Annotated in this window: 11 protein-coding genes and 1 riboswitch; all 11 genes read right to left on the minus strand. The window is 43.4% G+C overall.

Annotated features, from left to right (window positions below; all coding sequences use genetic code 11):
* Window positions 1-14: 14 nt before the first annotated feature.
* Entirely contained in the window at window positions 15-746 is a 732-nt protein-coding gene (locus ACFQZJ_RS17705; protein ID WP_379936261.1) for a head GIN domain-containing protein, read from the minus strand.
* Window positions 747-878: 132 nt separating this feature from the next.
* Window positions 879-1,979 carry an acyloxyacyl hydrolase gene (locus ACFQZJ_RS17710; protein ID WP_379936262.1) on the minus strand — a complete coding sequence of 367 codons (1,101 nt, stop codon included), beginning with the start codon at window positions 1,977-1,979 and terminating at the stop codon, window positions 879-881.
* 185 nt (window positions 1,980-2,164) lie between these two features.
* Window positions 2,165-3,118 (minus strand): methylenetetrahydrofolate reductase [NAD(P)H], encoded by a 954-nt coding sequence (metF, locus tag ACFQZJ_RS17715; RefSeq protein WP_379936263.1) that lies wholly within the window; start codon window positions 3,116-3,118, stop codon window positions 2,165-2,167.
* Window positions 3,119-3,517: 399 nt separating this feature from the next.
* Window positions 3,518-6,679 carry a vitamin B12 dependent-methionine synthase activation domain-containing protein gene (locus tag ACFQZJ_RS17720; protein WP_379936264.1) on the minus strand — a complete coding sequence of 1,054 codons (3,162 nt, stop codon included), beginning with the start codon at window positions 6,677-6,679 and terminating at the stop codon, window positions 3,518-3,520.
* 2 nt (window positions 6,680-6,681) lie between these two features.
* The gene (locus ACFQZJ_RS17725) at window positions 6,682-7,677 is read right to left on the minus strand and encodes a homocysteine S-methyltransferase family protein (RefSeq protein ID WP_379936266.1); all 996 of its coding nucleotides are present in this window, start codon (window positions 7,675-7,677) and stop codon (window positions 6,682-6,684) included.
* A gap of 101 nt (window positions 7,678-7,778) precedes the next feature.
* Window positions 7,779-7,922: riboswitch (SAM riboswitch) on the minus strand.
* A gap of 359 nt (window positions 7,923-8,281) precedes the next feature.
* Window positions 8,282-9,343 carry an NAD(P)/FAD-dependent oxidoreductase gene (locus tag ACFQZJ_RS17730; RefSeq protein WP_379936267.1) on the minus strand — a complete coding sequence of 354 codons (1,062 nt, stop codon included), beginning with the start codon at window positions 9,341-9,343 and terminating at the stop codon, window positions 8,282-8,284.
* A gap of 126 nt (window positions 9,344-9,469) precedes the next feature.
* Window positions 9,470-10,105: a precorrin-2 dehydrogenase/sirohydrochlorin ferrochelatase family protein gene (locus ACFQZJ_RS17735; protein ID WP_379936269.1), complete on the minus strand. Its 636-nt coding sequence runs from the start codon at window positions 10,103-10,105 to the stop codon at window positions 9,470-9,472.
* Window positions 10,105-10,977 carry a uroporphyrinogen-III C-methyltransferase gene (gene cobA, locus ACFQZJ_RS17740; RefSeq protein ID WP_379936270.1) on the minus strand — a complete coding sequence of 291 codons (873 nt, stop codon included), beginning with the start codon at window positions 10,975-10,977 and terminating at the stop codon, window positions 10,105-10,107. Before cobA ends, ACFQZJ_RS17735 begins: the two co-directional genes overlap by 1 nt.
* Window positions 10,977-13,079, minus strand: a complete 2,103-nt coding sequence (locus ACFQZJ_RS17745; protein ID WP_379936271.1) for a HEPN domain-containing protein — start codon at window positions 13,077-13,079, stop codon at window positions 10,977-10,979. Before ACFQZJ_RS17745 ends, cobA begins: the two co-directional genes overlap by 1 nt.
* A gap of 266 nt (window positions 13,080-13,345) precedes the next feature.
* A complete protein-coding gene (locus tag ACFQZJ_RS17750) occupies window positions 13,346-14,593 on the minus strand; it encodes a sulfate adenylyltransferase subunit 1 (RefSeq protein ID WP_379936272.1) in 1,248 nt (415 codons plus the stop codon).
* 70 nt (window positions 14,594-14,663) lie between these two features.
* On the minus strand, window positions 14,664-15,626 hold the full coding sequence (cysD, locus tag ACFQZJ_RS17755; RefSeq protein ID WP_379936273.1) for a sulfate adenylyltransferase subunit CysD: 963 nt from the start codon (window positions 15,624-15,626) through the stop codon (window positions 14,664-14,666).
* Window positions 15,627-15,654 lie beyond the last annotated feature (28 nt).

Consider the following 15,654-nt stretch of genomic DNA (forward strand, 5'->3'; position numbering starts at 1 on the left):
AATGCATCAATAATTCAATTGAACAACAAACGCCCATTAAAAATTTCTTCTACCGCTATGGTTTCCGGACGGTTAAAACAAATAACATTCCCGTTGCCCCGAATAATACCACGGACAGCTACTTGTGGGTTGGTCAAAATATCGTTGGTTCCCCTATGGTTTACCTGCACATTCCGGGCAATTAAATCCTCAGCTTCAATTCTGGAATCTCCGGCTGCAATGGTGATATTAAAATCCGTGGTAGTTCCCGACAACTTAAAATAGGCTATTCCGTTTACTACTATAGAAACGGTTTCCGTAGCCAACTCCAAGTCAAAAGAGCCATCGGTAGTTTCTGATTCGGGATTGTTGAAACTTTCGGAAATTAAACTGAGATCGGAATAGGCCAATACCCCGTCACTACGAATCAATAAACCAGTGCTACTGCGAATTTCCGAAACATTGGGAGCGGTAACATAAACAGTGGTAATCCCATATTCACGAAAAAGATTACACCCGTTGGCGTTTCTTAGTATCAATCTATCGCCTTCAACCACCGCACTTACTTCGTTCAATAAAAACTCCCCTGTCTCTATTTCAACCTTTTGTTCCGGTCCTTCTTTTAGCACCAAGGCCACTTTTTCAAAAACGGTGATTTTATCAAAATTGGGCAAACTAACTTCTTGTCTTACAAGCTCACCTTCACCTTGGAGGCAATCCGGTGCATTTTCAGAATTACAGGAGAAAAATAAAGAGGAAAGAACCAAGAACAAAGATATTTGTACTACTAAAATTGAACTAGTGCTAGGTTGCGTGCGATAACACATCAACCTGTAAGGCCTTACTACATCTCTATAAAATCGTCTAAAATCTAACATCTCACGTCTAAAATCTAATTCTCAAAATCTAATTCCTACACCGAATTCTACTGCCTCTGCCGCCGCACCATGGGATTTTAGCGTTATGGCACCAAAAACCTTTTTTCCAAAATAACGTTTCATACCTACCCTGTTGTACACCCTCCCCTCAAAGTCGAAAGGGTAATACACATAATAGCCTAATTGCGTTATTATACTCAATTTGTTAATGAACAGTTCATGCCCTAGAAAAAGCCCTACCCTTCTGTAATCATCGTCAACGTTTACATCCATTTCTGGAAAAGAAGTGCCTTGAAAACGAATCAATTCCTTTAAAAAGTTGGAAAAGAACACATCTGCCCCAAACTGAACGGCCCTTTTTCTACCCAATCGCTTATCGGCGTAACCCGATAAAATCAAGAAACCATACTGTCCCGAACCTATGATATCGCTTTCGTTAATACCACTGCGCACGGCCAAGTTGTAGCGCACCGGTTCCCTTACTATCTCTTTAGGTTCTTTTGGAACATACTCTAGTTCTTTTCCTCCGTCCAAGTCATAAATCAATCCCGCATTTAACGCAAACGTATTGGTAGATGTATTTGGCGCCCTTACATTGGCATTGGAATAGTGAACAACAGAGATTCCTGCTTTAAACCCTAAGCCTTTGAAAACATTCTCCTTATGATAATTGAGCATCAAATACGTAGTACTCATGAAGTCGGAACCATACGCATTGTTCCTGAAATTGGTTATCCTATTGTACGGATTCGTATTATAGGCAATTCCCTGGCCTATCCTAAACTGAACATTTCGCTTAAAAAAGTAATAGTTATAATGTGCGTACAGCCCAAAATTGTTCCCTAGCGTTTCGTTGTTCATGTTTTGATAAATGAACGAAACACCATAATCCGGGTAACCGTACAATGCCTCCCATTTTTTGGAACCATAAGTTTTCCTGTTATAGCTGAGAATTAATCCTGCCGGATGGTTGGTAATCAAGTGGGATATATCCGGATTATGCAGGAGTATAGAACCATAAAACTGATTCGCATCTATGGTATGTTTTTTTACTTCCTTAACGTCTTGGGAAAACCCTAAAAGGAAAGACGTTAAAGCACAAAAAAGATAAATCCGTTTCATGGGGCGCAAAGGTAAGCACTTCTATGCTGAAGTCTCATATTTGAAGTAGGAAGTTCAGGAGTGCAAAAACAAGAAAGTAAGAGGCAAGAGCCAAGAGACAACAGAACACCGATAAATTACGGTACAAGGTCTTCTTACCTACTCATCTTTATGATGTGAAACCAGAATCGCCAGATGCCGGACACCTAAAACAATTCCCTAGCGATCGCCTTTATATTATCGGATTTTCCCATAGAATAATAATGAAGCACCGGCACGCCCGCTGCCTTGAGTTCCTTGCTTTGTTGTATGGCCCAATCGATACCCACCTGCCTTACTTCCTTGTTATTCTTGCAATCGTCCACGGCATCTATTAGATCTTGGGGCAGGTCTATCCTAAACACCTGGGGCAATAATTGCAGGTGTCGTTTCACGGCAATGGGCTTTATTCCCGGGATAATAGGCACATGGATCCCCATATCCTTTGCCGCGGCCACAAACTCAAAATACTTTTTGTTATCAAAGAACATTTGTGTCACAATATAATCCGCCCCGGCGTCTACCTTTTCCTTTAACCGTTTTAAATCGGTCTTTAAGGAAGGTGCCTCCAAGTGCTTTTCCGGATACCCGGCCACCCCAATGCAGAAATCGGCACAATCATCGGCTTCTATGACCTCGTGCAGGTACTTGCCGCAGTTTAAGTCCTGAATCTGTTTTACTAAACTTTTGGCGAACGGGTGTCCACCTTTTGTGGGTTCAAAATACTGCTGTTCCCTCATGGCATCGCCACGCAGCGCCATTACGTTATCTATGCCCAAGTAATGACAATCTACCAACAAATACTCCGTTTCCTCTTTCGTAAATCCCCCGCAAAGTACGTGCGGTACGGTATCTACATCGTATTTGTGTTTAATTGAGGCACAAATACCTACAGTACCCGGTCGCATGCGCGTAAGCTTTTTATCCAACAAGCCGTCCCGATCTATATATACATATTCCTCCCTAGATGTCGTCACATCAATAAACGGAGGCTTAAACTCCATCAACGGATCAATATTGCCGTATAGTTCTTGAATATTACGGCCTTTTAGCGGCGGTATAATTTCAAACGAAAACAAGGTTTCGCCTTTTGCCTTCTCTATGTGGTCTGTTACTTTCATTTATGCCAAACTTGTATCAGTATCTTAGTCCTCTCCCCCCGACCACTCCAAAGTAGAAGGAGCCAAGGCCGAAACATTTTTAGTTGTTATTCTTCTTTTTTTTGGGTGTTCCCCAAGGGTCGGGCTTTCCGCTGTATTTTTTTGTGTCGCCCTTCGACTGCGCTCAGGGTGACACAAAAAAGATGCCGCTGCAATCCCTAACGCTCGCTAGTTTACTCCTATTTTTTTACTCACATCCGTTGACAGTTTCAACATTTTTATGTTCGGTGTCACGTAAACCATTTTGCTAGCACACCACTCGCTCTAAATTCCCCTATATAGGAAGAAACCCATACCCTTATCCGTCTATTAAATTCTAGGGTTCTCCTCATCATTTAAAAAGTATTTTGCTTTTGGTAGCTAGTTGGCCTCCGCAATATTCGGCGCCAGCCATTTTTTTGCCTCGTCCAATTCCATTCCCTTTCTATCGGCAAAATCCGCAACCTGATCTTCCTTTATTTTTCCCAGTCCAAAGTACCGCGCCTCTGGATTCCCAAAGTAGTAGCCACTAACGGATGCCGCGGGCCACATGGCCAGGCTTTCCGTTAATTTCACTCCTATATTTTCCTCTACTTGTAGCATTTCCCAAATCGTCAATTTCTCCAAGTGGTCCGGACAGGCAGGGTAACCCGGTGCCGGTCTAATGCCCTTATATTTCTCATTTATTAATTCTTCGTTCCCTAAATCTTCATTTTCCGCGTATCCCCAATGTTTGGTGCGCACCTCTTTATGCAAGTATTCTGCAAAAGCTTCTGCCAAGCGATCGGCAAGCGCCTTGATCATAATGGAGCTATAGTCGTCCAGGTCTTTTTCATATTCCGCCGCCAGTTCCGCAGTACCAAAGCCCGTGGAAACACAAAAACACCCGATGTAATCCTGTTTTCCTGTTTCTTTAGGCGCAATGAAATCGGCCAGGGCATAGTCGGGTACGCCTTCCTTTCGTTGGAGTTGCTGTCGTAAGGTCCTGAAAACAAAGCGTTCTTTAGTATCTTCAACAGAAGGAGCCTCAGATTGTTTTTCGTTATCATCGGATACCGAAAACCCTTGCCCTACGTTCTGGGGGAGTTCCACCTCAATATCATCGTCATTGATGGTATTGGCCGGAAAAAGACCAAAAATACCCTTTGCCTTAAGTTTTTTGCCGGTCAATACTTCTGAAAGCATTCTTTGGGCATCGGCAAAAAGGTCGGTCGCCTGTTCGCCAACCACATCGTCCGTAAGAATGTCCGGATATTTACCGTGCAGTTCCCAGCTTCTGAAAAAGGGTGTCCAGTCGATAAAAGGAACCAATTTTTCCAAATCCATATCTTCAATCACCTGAATTCCAAGGGCGTTGGGTTTTACGATTATAGAAGTGTCCCAATTGATCTTGAACTTATTGGCTCGTGCCTCTTCAATAGATTTGTATTCTTTCTTTACCCTACGTTTTAAAAACTTATCCCTGAATATGTCGTAATCCTGTTTAATAGAATGCTTATACGTTTCGGAAGTTTCATTTTGGAGCAAATCGCCCACCACGGTCACCGCCCGCGAGGCGTCGTTAACATGTACAACTGCATTGCTATATTCCGTATCTATTTTCACGGCCGTATGCGCCTTGCTTGTTGTGGCACCACCGATCAATAACGGAATAGTGAAATTTTTACGCTCCATCTCCTTGGCCAAATGTACCATTTCGTCCAGCGATGGCGTAATCAAACCACTTAAACCAATAACGTCTACATTGTGTTCAATAGCCGCAGCAATAATTTTCTCCGGGGGTACCATTACCCCTAGGTCTACTATTTCGTAGTTGTTACATGCCAGAACCACACTCACTATATTCTTTCCGATATCGTGTACATCACCTTTCACGGTGGCCATCAAGATTTTACCAGCAGCCCCCCCCGCCCCCAAAGGGGGAGCCATCAACTTGGCGTGTATTTTTTCTAGCACCATTTCAAGGTTTCCAAGAACTTGATGATTACTAAATCTTATTATTTTATATCCTTCTTTTTCTAACCAAGCGGTACGTTCGGCATCACTTGTTTTGTTTTCAGGTAATTGATGAATGGACCCATCGATCTCCACAATTAAATTTTCCTTTAAACAGATAAAATCCGCTATATATTCCCCTATAATATGCTGTCGCCTGAATTTAAATCCATCCAAATTCTTCGCGCTCAAAGCGTTCCAAAGCATTTTTTCTGCATTGGTAGGTTGATTTCGCATACGTTTGGCGTGATCTTTCATTAAACCATATAACACAGGATTTGCCGTTCGCCAATGTTGCTCCCCCTTTGGGGGTTGGGGGGCTGATTTTAATTTTTCTTCTTCTATGTACGGTAATAAGTAAGCAACTGCTTTTTTCATCACACGTGCGGACTTCACCACTTGGGGCAAGAACATTTTTCCGCTTCCGAATAGGTCACCCACCACGTTCATTCCCGTCATCAAACTAACTTCGATAACTTCAATAGGTTTATTGGCAGCCTTTCTTGCTTCCTCAACATCGGCGACTATAAATTGATCTATACCCTTTACCAATGCCCTTGTAATCCTATCCTGCAAGGGTTCTTCGCGCCAGGATAGATCTACCTTGCTTTCTTTGGCCTTTCCAACGACCGATTCGGCAAAATCAAGCAAGCGTTCCGTAGCATCATCACGGCGGTTGAGCATCACATCTTCCACCCGCTCTAACAAATCCTTGGGAATATCGTCATAAATTTCAAGCATGGTCGGGTTTACAATCCCCATGTTCATGCCTGCTTTTATGGCGTGATAAAGGAATACAGAATGCATGGCCTCCCGCACCGGATTATTTCCTCTAAACGAAAAAGATACGTTACTTACACCACCACTTACACTGCAATGGGGGAGATTTTCACGAACCCATTTTGTAGCAGTAATAAAATCCAGTGCATTTAACTTATGCTCGTCCATTCCTGTGGCAACAGGAAAAATATTCAGATCAAAAATGATATCCTCGGGCGGAAAGCCTACTTTGTTCACCAAAACATCATAAGAGCGTTTGGCTATTTCAATACGCCGGTCATAATTATCCGCTTGCCCCACCTCATCAAAAGCCATGACGATCACCGCAGCACCATAGCGCTTTATCAACTTTGCCTGGTGTATAAACTCGGCCTCCCCCTCTTTTAGGCTAATGGAATTCACCACACATTTACCTTGAACTACCTGCAATCCGGCTTCGATAATCTCCCATTTAGAGCTATCTATCATTATGGGAACCCGTGAAATATCTGGTTCGGCAATAACCAAATTCAAGAACTTCACCATGGCCTCTTTACCATCAATGAGTCCGTCATCCATATTAACATCTATGATCTGTGCGCCACCTTCTACTTGGTCGCGGGCAACATCCAAGGCCTCTTCAAACTTTTCTTCTTTAATAAGCCTAAGAAACTTCTTGGAGCCAGCCACATTTGTACGCTCTCCGACATTAATAAAATTAGTCTCGGGAGTTACCACAAGGGGTTCAAGACCACTTAGTTTCAGATATTTGGGTTTTATTTCTACCATTATTAAATTTCAACAGTAAATGATCTTGGTTCGTATTGCTTTACTAATTCTGCAATGGCAGTAATATGTTCCGGAGTGGTTCCACAACAGCCGCCAATAATGTTGATCAAGCCTTTCTCTACATATTCCTTAATTTGTGCTGCCATTTGCGATGGAGTTTCATCATACTCCCCAAAGGCATTTGGCAGTCCGGCATTGGGGTGTGCAGAAACACCGAAAGGAGTTTTGTTCGCCAATACTTCTAAATGAGGTACTAGTTGACTAGCTCCCAGAGCACAATTAAAACCTACGGTCAATATGGGAATATGGGAAATAGAAATCAAAAAAGCCTCTGCTGTTTGACCGGAAAGCGTCCTGCCCGAGGCGTCCGTTATAGTACCGCTCACCATTATCGGCACATCGACAGAACGTTCTTCTTTTACCTCTTCAATAGCAAATAGTGCTGCTTTTGCATTCAGGGTATCAAAAATAGTTTCAACCAAAAGTATATCTGCACCACCGTCCAAAAGCGCCTCGACTTGTTGTTTATAGGCAATACGCAATTCATCGAACGAAATAGCCCTGAAACCGGGGTCGTTGACATCGGGCGACATACTTGCCGTTTTATTTGTAGGGCCAATACTACCGGCAACAAAGCGCGGTTTATTAGGCTCTTTTAACGTAAATTCTTTGGCCACTTCCTTTGCGATGCGGGCAGATTCAAAATTAAGCTCGTACACCAATTCTTCCATGTAGTAATCGGCCATGGCTATTGTTGTCCCGGAGAATGTATTGGTTTCTACAATATCCGCACCCGCGGCAAAATACTTACGGTGCACCTCGGCAATGGCTTTTGGCTGGGTCAATGATAATAGATCATTGTTTCCTTGTAAAGGATGCTCCCAATCCTTAAAACGTTCTCCACGGAAATCTTCCTCGGAAAAATTGTACCGTTGCAACATGGTGCCCATGGCGCCATCTAATACCAAAATTCTTTTTTGGAGTATTTCTTTGATCATAGTACGATATCTAGGCTATTAACGTATTTATATCGTTGTAAGTATCAAGCAAGGGAAAGTTTTGACGAAGCGTCTTTCTTTGTGGTTATCTATGCTTTATATTTTTATTCGCATTGGCGACAAGTTACTGAAACAAGTTCAGCATAAAGCTAGAATGTAGCACCTTCTTGGACGCCGAACAGGGCCGGCGCAAAGGGTTGCTAAGGCTTCATAGGGTCTAATCCCTCCGCCTTTCTTGATAACGATTTCAATTTATTTATGAACTAACGACAAAGTAACAGCACAGTTTGTTACTAAACAAATTTAACCAGCTATTTATTGATATGTTTTAAATCGATAATAGCCTTAAAAATACCAAACCGCGATGGATTGAAAATCCATAGGTTTTAATGAAGTAATGAAATTGCAAATGGTTGTTGAGTTAATGGGGTGTTCTGTTAGTTATTTCGAATTACAGAACAACCCATTAATTACTAACCCAAAAAACAAAGTGGCCAAACTATTTATAGAAACTAAAGTAGCTGCCATAAAATTGTAGGGCCATAACCTTTTAGCTAGAAACTAAACCAAGGGGTCAATGGCTAAAAAGTATACGGGAGCCGGTTTAAGAAATAGCCTGCACCACTTCTTTTTTGGCTACTTTCTTAGTGCCGTCAAAACCCTCTACGCCACCAACGGTTGTGTATTTCATCACATATCTCTTTCCTGGATTGATAATTTGATACGCATACTGGCACATGACCGCGGCTTCATGAAAGCCCGACAAGATCAATTTTAACTTTCCTTCGTATGTGTTTACATCGCCAATAGCAAATACCCCTGGCAGGTTCGTTTGATAATCCTTGGCATTATTTACCTTGATGGCATTTTTATGAATCTCAAGACCCCAATTACCAAGCGGCCCCAGCTTTGGGGACAGCCCGAACAAGGGAATAAAATCGTCCACCTCCAGATAGGTTTCCCCCAGTGCGGCATCATTATGTTTGATGAGCACCGCTTCCAAATGGGCATCCCCGTACAACTTTGTAACCTGCGCTTCCGTTACCAGTTTAATTTTACCCAATTTCGCCAATTCCGCTGCTTTTTCCACCGAATCCAGAGCTCCTCTAAATTCGTTCCTACGGTGCACGAGGGTCACCTCAGCTGCAACATTGGCCAAGAAAATGGCCCAATCCAAGGCAGAGTCGCCACCGCCCGCTATCAGCACTTTCTTATTGCGGTATACCTCGGGATCTTTGACCATGTAGCTTACACCGACATCTTCAAAATCGGCAATAGTATCAATAGGCGGTTTACGGGGTTCAAAAGAACCCAAACCTCCCGCTATGACAACTACGGGTGCGTGATGCTCGGTTCCCTTGTTTGTTGTAACCACATACGAACCATCTTCCTGCCTATCTAAGGTCTCCGCCCGTTCCCCCAAGGTAAATCCCGGCTCAAAAGGTTTTATTTGGGCCATAAGATTACCTACCAGATCCCCGGCTAGGATTTCTGGAAAAGCCGGAATGTCATATATAGGTTTCTTAGGATAAATTTCAGAACATTGCCCTCCAGGCTGAGGTAAGGCATCTATCAAATGACATTTTAATTTTAATAATCCCGCTTCAAATACGGTGAACAAGCCTGTTGGCCCGGCCCCAATAATCAATATATCCGTTTTTATCATATATGGTTAATTTTACTTTCATTCCAGCGAAAGCCGAGAATGCATTTAAGATTTTTTTCTCTTTGACCAGGGATGTATCCCCGTGCCGTTTTCCTACCAAAACGGATAGGAACGCTCTCTTGATTCCTATACTTCCTTCACCTTTCGCTTTCTAAAAAATGCTCCTATACCCTTTTTAGGGGCAAGTGATCTTGGAGCTAAAGGGCTGGTGATCTGGTTCATCTTATCTACTTTTTCTTCAAAATCGCCCTTAATGGTCTTTCTGTACTCGTTCAGATTTTGAACCATTTTGCTGATATCCTCCGGAATGACCTCCTCAAAAAACTGACGTAAACGTTTGGCGGTAGTAGGCGATTTTCCATTCGTAGAAATCGCTATTTTAACATTGCCCTTGGTTACGATGCCACCCATATAAAAATCGCAATAAGGAGGGTTGTCCGCAACGTTCACCAACTTGTCCAACGCCCTACAATCTGTATATACCTGAACGTTCACCTCCGGAACATCGGTAGTGGCGATCACGATATGTTTTCCCTTTAGATACGTATCCTTATAAACATCGGTTATCATTTCTACCTGATACTTCGTAGCCAGATCAACCGTAGCTTTTCTGAACATGGGCGATACCATGGTTACCCTTGCATCTGGACTCGACTTGGTCAAGAAGGTCAGTTTTTCCTCTGCCACATTACCCCCACCGATAATAAGGGCATGCAGATTGGAAGTCTTTAAAAAGATAGGGTAAAGATTGTTTCGTTCCATTAGACCAAAATAGTTGCTTCATGTTGTTTCTTTGTAAGCTCCAATAACCGAGTCCTGTGGTGCACGACCTCCCCTATTACAATAATTGCCGGGTTGGTAAGCTGTAGTTCCCCCACTTTGGTCGCTATGGTACGTATGGTACCTATTCCGATTTTTTCGCGTTCCGTGGTACCCTCTTGAATAATGGCAACGGGCAGCTCAGCTTTTCCTTCCGCTACGAACAACGCTGTAATCTCCCTTAATTTTGACATCCCCATAAGGATAACGACCGTAGCGTTTGATTTTGCCGCCAAGGCAATGTCCTGGGATAATCTATGTTCTTTTGTGGTACCGGTAATGACCCAAAAACTTTCGGAAGACCCCCTTTTTGTTACCGGTATCCGTTGACTGGCAGGAACGGAAAGAGCAGAAGAAATACCGGGCACAACGGCCACCTGTACGCTATGTTGGGCGGCAAATTCCATTTCTTCGGCTCCTCTGCCAAAAACGAAAGGGTCACCTCCTTTAAGCCTAACGACATGGCCGTGCGTTTTGGCCCTGCTCACGATCAAATCATTAATCTGTTCCTGCTGATACGAATAGCAGCCTTTTCGTTTGCCCACAAAAATTTTCTCTGCTTGCGGGGCATAGTCCAAAAGCTCCGGATTCACCAAAGCATCATAAAGGACAACGGCGGCATCTTCCAAGACCTTCACTGCTTTTAACGTGATCAATTCTGCGTCTCCGGGGCCCGCACCTACCACGGTTAGCCGTCCATTCCTACTAACCCCCAAGGGTGGAACACCTGTTCGGACGACTCGCTTTGGCTCCCCTACATGGGGAAAAATGCTTTCTTGGGCGGCATTCCTTGTGTGTTGGTTTGGTTTCTTCATTAGCTGTTTGGTGTTACCGATTCCAATTCTGATTTTCTAAATTGCTCCACTTGCTTCAAAAATGAGTTTGCATCGCTTAAATAGTGTTTTGCAAATGCTTCCGAAGGTTCATTTTTATTTAATTGGAGCACAAGGGCAGCAAACCCATCCGGTAAGGAAAACCGACCTGTATCCACAAACTTATCATCAAAATCGGCAATGATACTATTATGGGTATTGGTCTTGGTCTTTTCTGCGGTCAGCAAAGCTTTTGCGGAATTTACCATACTGGAATAGGCATGGTAAATACTTGCCGCCCATTTCCCCTCGGTTAAAGCTTCTTCCGCTTTTTGAATTTTTTCCTCGCTCTCGAACAGCAGGGTAGCTATCAAATCGATTACTACGCCCGCGCATTCCCCTACCCCTATGGCCTTTTCGTACCGCTCGGAATTTCCCCAATCTATAAAGTCATCTTGGACAAGGTTTTCTATATCCGTTAAGGGTTTTAGGAAGTCATAAAAATACATCTGCCCTTTTTGCCTGTAATAATCGGTGTAGGACAGTCCGTTGCCATTTGTATCATAGTCGTCTAAGATCAACCTAAGTGCCTGCGGACCGCGCTTACTGGGTACCTTTACCACTTTATCGGCAAAAAGTCCTTCGCCATTGCCAATGTTTCCACCACCCAACAACACTTGCAGCGCAGGGGCTACCAATTTGTCCTTGGTTCGGATAGACATCCCTTGAAATCCTATATTGGCCATATTATGCTGCCCACAGGCGTTCATACAGCCGCTTATTTTTATGACGACATCCGAGTTCGAGACATATTGCGGATACTCCTCTTTGATCAAGCGCTCCAATGCCACCGCGATTCCGGTACTACTTGCAATCCCTAAATTGCAGGTATCCGTACCCGGACAAGCGGTAATATCCAAAGCTTTGTTATAGCCCGCTTCCACAAAGCCCAAGGTCTCTAATTCGGTATAGAAAAACGGAAGCAACTCCTCTTTTACATAGGGTATCAAAATATTCTGCCGGAGCGATAATCGAAATTCTCCTGCGGCATACTGTTGCACAAGATCTGCCAGCAACCGAGCTTTATCGGTATAAAAATCGCCCAAAAGCACCTTTATGCCAATCGCCACAAATCCCTCCTGTTTTTGGGGCACGATATTGGTAGATTTCCATTTTTCAAACGCCTTTTTATCCTTTATTTGGACCTCGGGAGCTTTCCTATCTGCTACGTTTACGTGTGGGTAGGCATCGGCATCTACCTTAAATGTGCTAATGGGTACGGCCTTCTGTTCTTCTTCCAATAATTGTTTAAATCCGTCCAGTCCTACATCCTTCAATAAAAACTTCAACCTTGCCTTGGCCCTGCTCTTACGTTCCCCGTATCGGTCAAAGACGCGGATAACACCGTCCATTAAGGGTATTATTTTGTCCGTAGGTAAAAAATCATAAAGTACGTCGGCATGTCTGGGTTGCGAACCCAAGCCACCACCCAACATTACTTTAAACCCTTTGGCCCCATCTTTTATTTTTGCTATGAAACCAAGATCGTGCATATAGGAAAGCCCCGTATCCGCATCACTGGCAGAAAAAGAGACCTTAAACTTCCTACCCATTTCCTGACTGATGGGATTTCTTAAAAAGTATCGGAACAAGGCATCTGCATACGGGGAGACATCAAAGGGCTCGTCCACATCTATTCCGGCCGTTTCGCTGGCGGTAACGTTCCTCACCGTATTTCCGCAGGCCTCCCTTAGGGTAACCTCATCCTTTTCCAACTTCGCCCACAGTTCCGGTGTCCTGTTCAGATCTACATAATGAATTTGAATATCCTGACGGGTGGTAATGTGCAAACGCCCGGTAGAATATTCATCGGAAACATCGCAAATACGTTTCAACTGTTTGGACGAAACCTTACCGTAGGGCAATTTAATACGAATCATTTGCACGCCTTGTTGACGCTGCCCATATACCCCACGGGCCAACCGCAAACTTCTAAATTTTTCCTCATCCAATTTTCCATCGTGGAATTGGTGGATTTTCTGTTCCAGTTCCAAAATATCTTTCTCTACGACCGGATTCTCTATTTCTGTTCTAAAACTTTGCATACACAACCCCTCCTAACCTCCCTAAATGGAAGGAACACTTACTGGGAACATAAGTATTATTATTAATATAGTATTCCTATCGATTAAATAGACTAAATACCTTGTCAAAATATACCTTTTGCACCAAAGCTTCCGCTAGACTGGTGATATCAACACCTACTCATAACCGCTGCACTGCTAGAAACTTCTTATTGATAGAATTTAAACAACCTTGATTTTAGTCTTTCACTGTTTTGAAACCACTTGGCAAACAACATCCATACGGCTTACACAATAAACCCTGCACCTACGGTACTATTGGTCTGTGTATCTATTAAAATAAACGAACCATTGGTTCTATGTTCCTTGAACCTGTCGTAAAAAATAGGCTTGTTCAACTTAAAACCAACATGCCCTATATCGTTCATCCCCAAGGCATCGGTCTGTGTATCGATACCCGAATAGTCCGGCGCAATTTTATGCGCTACGGTCGTTACCATGGCCAACACTTTGTTCACCCCATGTTGTACCAAATATTTATTACCGGTAGTCAATTTTTTGGCATCCATCCAGGAGACGGTAGCGGTAAATTGCTTATCTATGGTTGGTACATCACCTACTTTGACCAACATATCTCCCCTGCTAACGTTGATTTCATCTTCTAAGGTAATGGTGACGGACGACCTTCTCGAGGCCGTTTTATACTTCTTATCATGAAAATAGATGGCCTTGATCTTGGAAGTGGTCTGTGAGGGCAGGGCCACAACGGCATCTCCCACGCTTAGTTCCCCACCGTAGACCTTACCGGCAAACCCCCTAAAATCGTGATAGGCATCGGTTTTGGGCCGGATGACATACTGTACCGGAAATCTGGGTGTTCCTGTGTTGGAGACTGCGGCCAAATCCAATTGTTCTAAATGTTCCAACAGGGTTTCGCCCCGGTACCACAACATATTTTTAGAAGGATTGACCACATTATCCCCCTTTAGGGCGCTAACGGGAATAAACGTAATCTGCTGCTCCTCATAATCGCGTTTTCCCATCAACCTTTGAAAATCCGCTTTTATTTCATTGTAGCGTTCTTCGGAAAAATCGACCAGGTCCATCTTGTTGATGGCCACCACCACTTCTTTGATTCTAAGTAGATTGTTAATGAAAAAGTGACGGTTCGTTTGTTCTATCACTCCTTTTCTGGCATCTATCAAAATTATTGCGGCCTGTGAGGTAGAGGCACCGGTTACCATGTTTCGGGTATACTCCACATGTCCGGGGGTATCGGCTATAATGTAGCTTTTTTTCTGGGTAGAAAAATAAATATGAGCCACATCAATGGTAATGCCCTGTTCCCGCTCTGCAACCAGACCATCGGTAGCCAACGAAAAATCCAAGTAATCGTATCCTTTTTGTCTACTTGTTTTTTCTATGGCCTCCAGCTTATCCGTTGTTAGCGACTTTGTATCGTAAAGTAAGCGGCCGATCAAGGTACTTTTACCATCGTCCACACTTCCCGCCGTTGCTATTTTTAGTACTTCCATATATTTAGTAATAAGTAAAAAGTAATTTGTAAACAGTGTTGAGCAACAGTATAATACTGTTTACTTTTGACTAGAAATATCCTTGTTGTTTTCTTTTTTCCATGGCCGCCTCGGAACGCTTATCGTCGATACGTGCGCCTCTTTCGGAAATCGTTGAATCCCTTATTTCCTGTACTACGGCATCGATATCGGTTGCCTCGGAATAGACTGCCGCCGTACAGCTCATATCTCCCACCGTTCTAAAGCGCACCATTTTTTCCAATACTTCCTCATCCTCTTCTTGGTATACATAATCCGAGTGTGACCATATTAATCCGTCACGCAGAAACACTTTTCTTTTATGGGCAAAATAAATCGATGGGATGTCTATTTGCTCTTGCTTGATATAAGACCAAACATCCAATTCTGTCCAGTTGGAAATAGGAAATACCCGTACGTTCTGGCCCAGTTCTATTTGTCCGTTCAACATATCGAACAGCTCCGGTCGCTGATTTTTTTCGTCCCACTGGCCAAAGTCGTCCCTAACGGAAAAAATACGCTCCTTGGCCCTTGCCTTTTCCTCATCCCTTCTCGCTCCACCGATACAGGCATCGAACTTAAATTCTTCAATGGCGTCCAGCAAGGTTGTGGTCTGTAGCGCGTTTCGGCTAGAATAGCGTCCCGATTCCTCTTTCACCTTTCCCTGATCAATGGAATCCTGTACATTTCTAATGATCAGTTCCAATCCTAGTTCGGCCACTAGTTTATCGCGAAAAGCTATGGTTTCGGGAAAATTATGCCCTGTATCGATGTGCATCAACGGAAACGGGATTTTAGCCGGCCAAAAGGCTTTTTGCGCCAACCGTACCAAGGTAATGGAATCCTTACCTCCAGAAAACAACAAAACCGGGTTTTCAAACTGTGCCGCAACCTCTCGAAAGATATAGATGGCTTCATTTTCCAAAGCACTTATTCCCGAAGTGTCCTCCTTGGCTTTTACTTCTGGCTCTAGCTCAAGTGTTAGACCCAAGTTCAAATCTTTATGTTTATTCATAGTTCTACAATTTCAAGTGTAAAGCCTG

Origin of the sequence: Maribacter chungangensis (assembly GCF_042676845.1) — a bacterium.
In the GTDB taxonomy this organism is placed as follows: domain Bacteria; phylum Bacteroidota; class Bacteroidia; order Flavobacteriales; family Flavobacteriaceae; genus Maribacter; species Maribacter chungangensis.

Excerpts from the sequence above, each read along its gene's own strand:
- cobA (WP_379936270.1), bottom strand. The coding sequence starts at position 10,977 with ATGAAGAAACCAAACCAACACACAAGGAATGCCGCCCAAGAAAGCATT.
- metF (WP_379936263.1), bottom strand. The coding sequence starts at position 3,118 with ATGAAAGTAACAGACCACATAGAGAAGGCAAAAGGCGAAACCTTGTTT.
- ACFQZJ_RS17710 (WP_379936262.1), bottom strand. The coding sequence starts at position 1,979 with ATGAAACGGATTTATCTTTTTTGTGCTTTAACGTCTTTCCTTTTAGGG.
- ACFQZJ_RS17735 (WP_379936269.1), bottom strand. The coding sequence starts at position 10,105 with ATGGAACGAAACAATCTTTACCCTATCTTTTTAAAGACTTCCAATCTG.
- ACFQZJ_RS17730 (WP_379936267.1), bottom strand. The coding sequence starts at position 9,343 with ATGATAAAAACGGATATATTGATTATTGGGGCCGGGCCAACAGGCTTG.
- ACFQZJ_RS17720 (WP_379936264.1), bottom strand. The coding sequence starts at position 6,679 with ATGGTAGAAATAAAACCCAAATATCTGAAACTAAGTGGTCTTGAACCC.
- cysD (WP_379936273.1), bottom strand. The coding sequence starts at position 15,626 with ATGAATAAACATAAAGATTTGAACTTGGGTCTAACACTTGAGCTAGAG.
- ACFQZJ_RS17725 (WP_379936266.1), bottom strand. The coding sequence starts at position 7,677 with ATGATCAAAGAAATACTCCAAAAAAGAATTTTGGTATTAGATGGCGCC.
- ACFQZJ_RS17750 (WP_379936272.1), bottom strand. The coding sequence starts at position 14,593 with ATGGAAGTACTAAAAATAGCAACGGCGGGAAGTGTGGACGATGGTAAA.
- ACFQZJ_RS17745 (WP_379936271.1), bottom strand. The coding sequence starts at position 13,079 with ATGCAAAGTTTTAGAACAGAAATAGAGAATCCGGTCGTAGAGAAAGAT.